Annotated in this window: 8 protein-coding genes; 2 read left to right on the top strand and 6 right to left on the bottom strand. The window is 61.0% G+C overall.

Going from position 1 to position 8,490, the window contains the following annotated elements:
• Nucleotides 1–138: 138 nt before the first annotated feature.
• On the bottom strand, nt 139–384 hold the full coding sequence (locus tag ACODSV_RS35305) for a hypothetical protein (protein WP_024077188.1): 246 nt from the start codon (nt 382–384) through the stop codon (nt 139–141).
• Between the two features lie 42 nt (nt 385–426).
• Nucleotides 427–768: an antibiotic biosynthesis monooxygenase family protein gene (locus tag ACODSV_RS35310; protein WP_024077189.1), complete on the bottom strand. Its 342-nt coding sequence runs from the start codon at nt 766–768 to the stop codon at nt 427–429.
• 328 nt (nt 769–1,096) lie between these two features.
• Between ACODSV_RS35310 and ACODSV_RS35315 the strand changes: the two genes are divergently transcribed.
• On the top strand, nt 1,097–2,026 hold the full coding sequence (locus ACODSV_RS35315; protein ID WP_150055408.1) for an AraC family transcriptional regulator: 930 nt from the start codon (nt 1,097–1,099) through the stop codon (nt 2,024–2,026).
• 62 nt (nt 2,027–2,088) lie between these two features.
• Here the strand turns inward: ACODSV_RS35315 and ACODSV_RS35320 are convergent, their stop codons facing one another.
• The 4 genes from ACODSV_RS35320 to edd form a co-directional block, all read right to left on the bottom strand.
• Nucleotides 2,089–3,558 (bottom strand): ATP-binding protein, encoded by a 1,470-nt coding sequence (locus ACODSV_RS35320; RefSeq protein ID WP_150055409.1) that lies wholly within the window; start codon nt 3,556–3,558, stop codon nt 2,089–2,091.
• Nucleotides 3,548–4,282 carry a response regulator gene (locus ACODSV_RS35325; RefSeq protein WP_024077192.1) on the bottom strand — a complete coding sequence of 245 codons (735 nt, stop codon included), beginning with the start codon at nt 4,280–4,282 and terminating at the stop codon, nt 3,548–3,550. The genes ACODSV_RS35320 and ACODSV_RS35325 overlap by 11 nt, the downstream gene beginning before the upstream one ends.
• Before the next feature lie 133 nt (nt 4,283–4,415).
• Nucleotides 4,416–5,372 carry a glucokinase gene (locus ACODSV_RS35330; protein WP_150055662.1) on the bottom strand — a complete coding sequence of 319 codons (957 nt, stop codon included), beginning with the start codon at nt 5,370–5,372 and terminating at the stop codon, nt 4,416–4,418.
• Nucleotides 5,369–7,195 carry a phosphogluconate dehydratase gene (gene edd, locus ACODSV_RS35335; protein ID WP_024077194.1) on the bottom strand — a complete coding sequence of 609 codons (1,827 nt, stop codon included), beginning with the start codon at nt 7,193–7,195 and terminating at the stop codon, nt 5,369–5,371. The genes ACODSV_RS35330 and edd overlap by 4 nt, the downstream gene beginning before the upstream one ends.
• Before the next feature lie 221 nt (nt 7,196–7,416).
• Between edd and gap the strand changes: the two genes are divergently transcribed.
• A complete protein-coding gene (gene gap / locus ACODSV_RS35340) occupies nt 7,417–8,418 on the top strand; it encodes a type I glyceraldehyde-3-phosphate dehydrogenase (RefSeq protein ID WP_015885658.1) in 1,002 nt (333 codons plus the stop codon).
• Nucleotides 8,419–8,490 lie beyond the last annotated feature (72 nt).

Consider the following 8,490-nt stretch of genomic DNA (forward strand, 5'->3'; position numbering starts at 1 on the left):
CCTCGCCACAGGCTCAGGGCCACGCCAAAGTTGTGTAGATACCCATGCCCCGATGGCAATGGCACATTCAACATCTTTGTTGACTGTCACACTGCTATCGGGGGCAAGCCCCCTCCCACATTAGATTGTCGGCGTTGTTCAGCTGGCGGCGCTCGCCCAGGTCAGTTGACCCTCTTCATCAACATCGATCAACCGCTCAAGCTGCACGGTGGCCGCATCATCGGCGTCGGAGGCCGTCTTGAACGTCTGCCCATCCAGGATCTTGTGAAATTTCGGGGCGCCCATGCCATCCAGTGCCTTGACGGCGACGGCAGCGCTGTAGGCCCCTTCACCCGGTACTACGGCGGAAACGGCTTCGTGGTGGGCAAATTGTTTACGTGCCATGTTGCAGGTCCTGGCCAATGGAAAAGTTGGCCATTCTAACCATTAACCGGCCAGTTGCAGGTACTCACCGTAGGCGTTGGCGGCGGATGCATCGGTGAAGGTCTGGAAGTCCATGCTGCGCACCACCATGTCGTTCAACAATTCGGTGAAGAGCATCAGGGCCGGCGAACTGAAGTAAGCGCTCATTGCCTGCTCGCTGCTCCAGAAGCCGGAGACCAACCAGACATCGGGGTCGACCTGGGAATGCTGCAACGAAAATTGCAAGCAACCCTGAGCCTGGCGGCCCGGTTCGATCAAACTGCTCAAGCGTGCACCGAGTTCGGTGCTGCACCCGCTGCGGGCGCGGATAAAGGCCATATGGCTCGCGGGAATGGGGGTGGACATATTCGACTCTCCCGTTGAGAAGTGATGCTCGGCAAGCACTGTGAGGGTGTGTTGCCACAGGATCAAAGATAGCGGCGCAATGGTGAGCGCGGTTAGTCGATTCCTGCCGGCTTATTGCACAATCCTGCGAAAAGCGTAGAGAAGGACGCTCGGCCCGCCGGTTTATTCCGTGGGCAAACGCCTTGTTTCAGGGAGATGACAGCCCCTACGCTTGCCTGATTCACGAAATGTCGCAGGATCAGGCAAGGATTGTGCAGAATCGTCGTAACACTGTTTGAAAAGCGGCCGCTAAGCTGAGCCCATCAAAAAAGCATGCAGAGGACGCCTCATGTCGTCGCCCGAACATCAGTCCATGCCCCTCGATGCCGAGACGGAAAAACAGCGCGCCGAGCTGGCGAGTATCGTGCATCGTCATACCTGGGAAGACGGTTCCTATGGCACGGCGATTACGTCACTGTTCTTGAACCGCCACAACACGCCGCGTGACTTCATGCCGGTGCTGGTGGAACCGGCGTTGTGCATCCTCGCCAACGGCAGCAAGGAAGTGCGCCTGGCCGACGAAATCTTTGCCTACGACCCGCTCAATTACCTGGTGTTCTCGGTGGCGATGCCGGTGGCCGGGCGGATCATCGATGCCACGCCGGAAGATCCGAACCTGTCGGTGCGCATCAATATCGACCCGGCGCAGCTCACGGCCTTGATCGCCGAAGCCGGCCCCATGGGCGTGCCCACGCGTCCGACATCGCGCGGGATGTATGTGGACCGCATCGACCCCCAGTTGCTCGACGCCGTGCTGCGCCTGGCGCGCCTGCTGGATACCCCGAAAGACATCGTCATGCTCGCGCCGTTGATCAACCGTGAAATCCTCTACCGCTTGCTGCGTGGGCCGCAAGGTTATCGGTTGTATGAAATTGCCGTGGCCAACAGCCAAAGCCATCGGGTCAGCCAGGCGATCAAGTGGCTCAACGGCAATTACGAACAACCGCTGCGCATTGATGACTTGGCCAAGGAAGTGAACCTGAGCGTCTCGACCTTGCACCACCGCTTCAAGGCAATCACCGCCATGAGCCCGCTGCAATACCAGAAACAGTTGCGCTTGCAGGAGGCGCGGCGCCTGATGATCGCCGAAGGGCTGGAAGCGTCGGCGGCCGGGTATCGGGTGGGGTATGAAAGCCCGTCGCAGTTCAGCCGGGAGTACAGCCGGTTGTTTGGGGCGCCGCCGCTGAGGGATTTGGCAAGACTGCGCCAGAGCGTCTGAGCCAATGAAGATCAAAATGTGGGAGGGGCTTGCTCCCTCCCACATTTGATCGGCGCTGTTTGCTAATCCAGGGTTCGGGGGAGTTGTAACGTGACTCGCAAGCCGCCTTCGCGCAAATTCTGCAAACTCACCTCGCCGCCATGGCTATGGGCGATATTGCGCGCAATGCCCAGGCCCAAACCGTAGCCCTGCTGCTGGCCGGCAAGGCGGAAGTGCGGTTCGAAGACTTGCTCCAGACGCTGTTCCGGTACGCCGGGACCTTCGTCGTCCACGTGCAGGATGAACTCCGCGCCATCGTCCTCAATGCGCAAATGCGCGTTCTGCCCATACTTCAAGGCATTGTCGATCAGGTTGCCGATGCAGCGCTTGAGCGCCAGCGGCTTGCCCGGATACGGCGCCAAGGCATAGCCGTCCAACGTGACGCGACCGTTGCCATTGGGCGCCACATACGGCTCCACCAGGCATTCGAGCACATGATTGAGGTCCACCGGTTCGATGTTTTCATGGATGTCGGTGTCTTTCACACATTGCAGCGCGCCTTTGACCAGCAACTCCAACTCATCCAGGTCGCGACCGAACTTGGTTTGCAGGTTCTCATCTTCAAGCAATTCAACCCGCAGGCGCAGGCGGGTAATTGGCGTGCGCAGGTCGTGGGAAATGGCGCTGAACAACTGGCTGCGTTCGGTCAGGTAACGGCTGATGCGTTCGCGCATGGCGTTGAACGCGCGGCCTACCTCCACCACTTCACTGCCGCCGCCTTCGGCCACCGGCTCCACGTCGGCGCCCAGGGACATATCCCGCGCTGCCCGTGCCAGGCGCTTGAGTGGCCGGCTCTGCCAGTGCACCAGCAGGCCGATGAACAGCAGTAAAAAGCCACTGGTCAGCACGATAAACCACACCTGCTGGGACGGCAGGCCCTGTTCTTCGAGACTGGTGTAGGGCTCGGGCAACAGCGAGGCAATGTACAACCATTCGCCGGGGGCGAGTTGGATCTGGGTGACCAGTACCGGTGGATTCACCGGCTCCAGGGTCAGCGCGTAATGCGCCCAGGAGCGGGGCAGTTCATCGAGCTTCAAACCGGCGTTGAAGATGCGCAGGTCTTCGGCGCTGACGAACTCCACCGAGATATGCACGTCGGCGCCCAGGGTCTGGCGCAGCACTTCGTCGACCGCTTCCAGCACCGCTTGCTTGCGCGGGGTCTGCGGCAATATCGCCATGTCCAGCGGGCGATCGTTGAGGGTGACCACAAACCGGGTGCCGCCCATGCTGCGCAACTGGTCGAGCACCAAGGGGCGGTAAGCCACCGGCAGCGAACGGAAATAACTCACGCTCGCGGTCATCGAGTGCGCCAGGCTGCGGGCGCTGGTGACCAAGCCTTCGAGCTGGGTGGCGCGCAATTGCGAAACCCAGATCACGCTGGACAGCGCCTGGGCGAACAACACCGCGAGCAAAGTCAGCAGCAGCATGCGCCCCAGCAACGAACGCGGTACCGGGAAGCGCCGGCGACGCTCGGTCAGGTGTTCAGTGGGCATTGCCGGCAACCACGCTGGCTGCCAGTTGATAACCGCTGCCACGCACAGTGCGGATCAGCCTCGGGGGTTTTTCGGTATCGCGCAGGCGTTGGCGCAGGCGGCTGACGGCCATGTCGACGATGCGGTCCAGCGGCATCAGGTCACGGCCACGGGTGGCGTTGCCGATGGTGTCGCGGTCGAGGATCTGTTGCGGGTGATCGAGAAACAACTTGAGCAAGGCAAAGTCGGCACCGGAGAGAATCACCTCTTCACCGTCCACATGAAACAGGCGGTGGCTGATCATGTCCAGGCGCCATTCATCGAACACCAGCACGTCGCCATTGCCGCTGCGCTCCTGGCCAAACTGGCAGCGGCGCAACAGGGCCTTGATGCGCGCTTGCAACTCGCGGGGGCTGAAGGGTTTGCCGATGTAGTCATCGGCGCCCAGCTCCAGGCCGATCACGCGGTCGGCTTCGTCGGAACTGGCCGTGAGCATAATGATGGGCACCTGCGCCTGGCGCGGGTGTTGGCGAATCCAGCGGCAAAGGCTGAAACCGTCTTCGTCCGGCAGCATCACATCAAGGATAACCAGGTCGCACGGCGCTTCGTTCATCGCCTGGCGGAACCCCGCGCCATCCGGCACGCCACGCACCTGGAAGCCGGCACGACTGAGGTAGGTTTGCAGCAATTCGCGGATTTCCTGGTCGTCATCGACGAGGAGAATCGATTTACTGATTACGCTCACGGGGTCCTCCTTGTTGTTATGGGGGTGTTATTGATGGCCTCATCGGGGGCAAGTCGAATCGTCGCACCACCCCTCCTACATTGGAATACGTTCCAAATGTGGGAGGGGCTTGCCCCGATGAGGCCATCAGTCCCTATGCAAACGCCTGTTCCAGTGCGACGCCAGCCCCGGTCAACCCGGAATACGGCGCGGTCACCAACCACACCGGAATACCTTTGAAGTAGTCGCTCATGCAGCCTTTGTCGCTGAAGCTTTTGGCAAAACCGCTGTGGATAAAGAAGTCGGCAAACCTCGGTATCACACCGCCCACGATGTAGACGCCACCGCGAGCACCCGTGGTCAGCACGTTGTTACCCGCGACCCTGCCCAGCCAGATGCTGAACTGATCCAAGACTTCCATTGCCACCGGGTCGCCGGCCAGGCCTGCCGCCGTCACGGCTTCAGGGGTTTCCAGCACCGGGGTGTGGCCGTCCACGGCACAGATCGCCCGGTACAGACGCGGCAAACCGGCGCCACTCAAGACGCTTTCGGCGCTGACATGGCCGATCTCATTGTAAATGCGCTGCCACAACTGGGCTTCCCGCGGGCTGCTCAGGGGCAGGTCGACATGACCGCCCTCCCCCGGCAACGCGGCCCAACGGCCGCCGCCCAAGTCCAGCAAGGTGCCGACACCCAGGCCGGTGCCCGGGCCGATCACCACCGCCGGGCGCAACGGCTCCGGCGTGCCTTCGCAGACCACGCGGAACTCGTCGGGCTTAAGGCGGGTCATGCCCAGGGCCATGGCCGAGAAATCATTCACCAGCAACAGCTCATCCACTTGCAAAGCCCGGCAAAACGCAGTCTTGCTCAAACGCCAGTGATTGTTGGTGAATTTAAATTCATCCCCGCTCACCGGACCGGCCACCGACAGGCACACCGCACCGATGTCGCCGATTTTCAGGCCTTCTTCCTGGAGATAGACCTTGATCGCGTCTTCAGGGCTCTTGTGATCCGCCGTGGCATGCACACGAATCGAATGCAGGGCCTGATCCCGCCACAACGCAAAACGGGCGTTGGTACCCCCGATATCACCGACCAGCGCAAGCTTCACTTAAGCGTCTCCAGGGCAGAGGTAAAGGCGCTGGCGCCTTGCTCTGCGGAGCTTGCGGCCAAGCGCATAAATGCAAACAGCTCGCGACCGGCCCCCACGTTATTGCCCAACAGGCCCGTGGCTGGCGCGCGCGCTGCAAATTCTTCGGCGTCCACCTTAAGCTCCAAGGTGCCTTTCACGCCATCCACACGAATGATATCGCCATCGCGCACCCGTGCCAGCGGCCCGCCGCTCTGGGCTTCGGGGTTGACATGAATCGCGGCGGGGATCTTACCCGACGCGCCCGACATACGCCCGTCTGTCACCAACGCCACCTTGAAGCCACGGTCCTGCAATACGCCAAGGAACGGCGTCATCTTGTGCAGTTCCGGCATGCCGTTGGAGCGTGGCCCCTGGAAGCGCATCACCGCGACGAAGTCTTTTTCCAACTGGCCGGCCTTGAACGCATCGGCCAGGTCCTGTTGGTCCTGGAACACCACCGCCGGAGCTTCGACGATCTGGTGCTCCGGCGCCACGGCGGAGACTTTCATCACGCCACGGCCCAGGTTGCCTTCCATCACGCGCAAGCCGCCTTCCGGGGAGAACGCACGGGCCACCGGGCGCAGGATGGCTTCATCGAGGCTTTCGATCGGGCCATCGCGCCAGATCAGCTCGCCGTCGACCAGGAACGGTTCCTGGGTGTAGCGGCTCAGGCCCTTGCCGGCCACGGTATTGACGTCTTCGTGGAGCAGGCCGGCTTCCAGCAGTTCGCGGATCAGGAACGACATGCCGCCCGCCGCCTGGAAGTGGTTGATGTCGGCCTTGCCGTTTGGATACACGTGGGACAGGGTGGGCACCACCTCGGAGAGGTCGGCCATGTCTTGCCAGGTCAGGATGATCCCCGCCGACATGGCGATGGCCGGCATATGCAGGGTGTGGTTGGTGGAACCGCCCGTGGCGTTGAGGGCGACGATGGAGTTGACGATGGATTTCTCGTCGACGATCTCACCGATTGGCGTGAAGTTGCCGTTCGCCTTGGTCAAGCGCGTGACCTGATGGGCGGCTTCGCGGGTCAGCGCATCGCGCAGCGGCGTGTACGGGTTGACGAACGAGGCGCCGGGCAAGTGCAGGCCCATCACTTCCATCAACAGCTGGTTGGTGTTGGCAGTGCCGTAGAAGGTGCACGTGCCAGGGCTGTGGTAGGACTTCATCTCCGATTCCAGCAGCTCTTCGCGACTGGCCTTGCCTTCGGCGTAGCGCTGGCGCACATCGGCTTTCTGCTTGTTGGAGATGCCCGACGGCATGGGCCCGCCAGGAACGAAGATCATCGGCAGGTGGCCATAGCGCAGTGCGCCCATCATCAGGCCGGGCACGATCTTGTCGCAGATGCCCAGCATCAGCGCCGCGTCGAACATGTTGTGGGACAGCGCTACCGCCGTGGACATGGCGATCACTTCACGGCTGAGCAGGCTCAGTTCCATGCCGGGCTCGCCTTGGGTCACGCCGTCGCACATGGCCGGGGTGCCGCCGGCGAACTGGCCGACCGAGCCGACTTCGCGCAGGGCTTTCTTGATCTGTTCAGGGAAATGTTCATACGGCTGGTGCGCCGAGAGCATGTCGTTATATGACGAAACAATTGCCACGTTGGCGGCGTTCATCATGCGCAGGCTATTTTTATCTTCGGTGCCGCAACCGGCCACGCCATGGGCAAAGTTGGCGCATTGCAGCTTGCCGCGCATCGGGCCGTCGCTGGCTGCGCCGCGAATGAGCGCAAGGTATGCCTCACGGGTTGCACGACTGCGGGCGATAAGCCGTTCGGTGACCTCAAGAACGCGGGGATGCATGTGTAGAACTCCAGGCTAACGGATGTGGCGACCTGAGTGTCTATGCTGATCAAACGCCCGCAGCACATGGGATGGCAGGGAGTCGTTTAAATCATCGGACCAGTTGATTCAGGTCACTCGTTGTAGATTGAACAAAATATTGCCACTAAAAAGGCTTGTTTTCTATTTTTATGCGAATAATCTTGTAATTCTTACAACAAATCGACGACAGGCACTTTCCAATGACTCTTCGAATCGCAATCAATGGTTTTGGCCGTATCGGCCGCAATGTCCTGCGCGCACTGTATACCCAAGGCTACCGCCAGGATTTGCAGATCGTCGCCATCAATGATTTGGGCGACAGTTCGATCAATGCCCACCTGCTCAAATACGACACCGTACACGGTACTTTCGAGGCAGAGGTCGCCCACGATCAGGAAAGCCTGACCGTCAACGGTGACCGGATCGCCGTCAGTGCCATTCGCAACCCGGCCGACCTGCCATGGGCCGCGCACAAGATCGACGTGGTGTTCGAATGCACCGGTCTGTTCACCGACCGCGACAAGGCGGCCGCCCATATTACCGCTGGCGCGCGCAAGGTAATCATCTCGGCCCCGGCCAAGGGCGCGGACGCTACCGTGGTCTACGGCGTGAACCATGACATTCTGCGTCAATCCCACCAGATCATCTCCAACGCCTCCTGCACCACCAACTGCCTGGCGCCGGTGGCCCAAGTGCTGCATCGCGAGCTGGGCATCGAAAGCGGCTTGATGACCACGATTCACGCCTACACCAACGACCAGAACCTGACCGATGTCTACCATACCGACCCGTACCGGGCGCGTTCGGCCACCCAGAACATGATCCCGAGCAAGACCGGCGCCGCCGAAGCGGTTGGCCTGGTACTGCCGGAACTGGCGGGCAAACTGACCGGCATGGCCGTTCGGGTACCCGTGATCAACGTGTCGCTGGTGGACCTCACCGTACAACTGAAGAAAGAAGCTACCGCGGAAGAAGTCAACGCGCTGCTCAAGGAAGCCAGCCAGCACTCGAAAATCCTCGGCTACAACACCCTGCCGCTGGTATCCAGTGACTTCAACCATAACCCGTTGTCGTCGATCTTCGACGCCAATCACACCAAGGTCAGCGGCAAATTGCTGAAGGTGCTGGCCTGGTACGACAACGAATGGGGCTTCTCCAACCGCATGCTGGATAACTGCCTGGCGCTGTGCAACGCCGAATAACGCCTGTGTTCAGGCGGGGCTTGTTGTGGCGAGCGGGCTTGCCCCGCGTTGGGCTGCGTAGCAGCCCCAAAA

This window comes from Pseudomonas sp. FG86 (assembly GCF_057808775.1).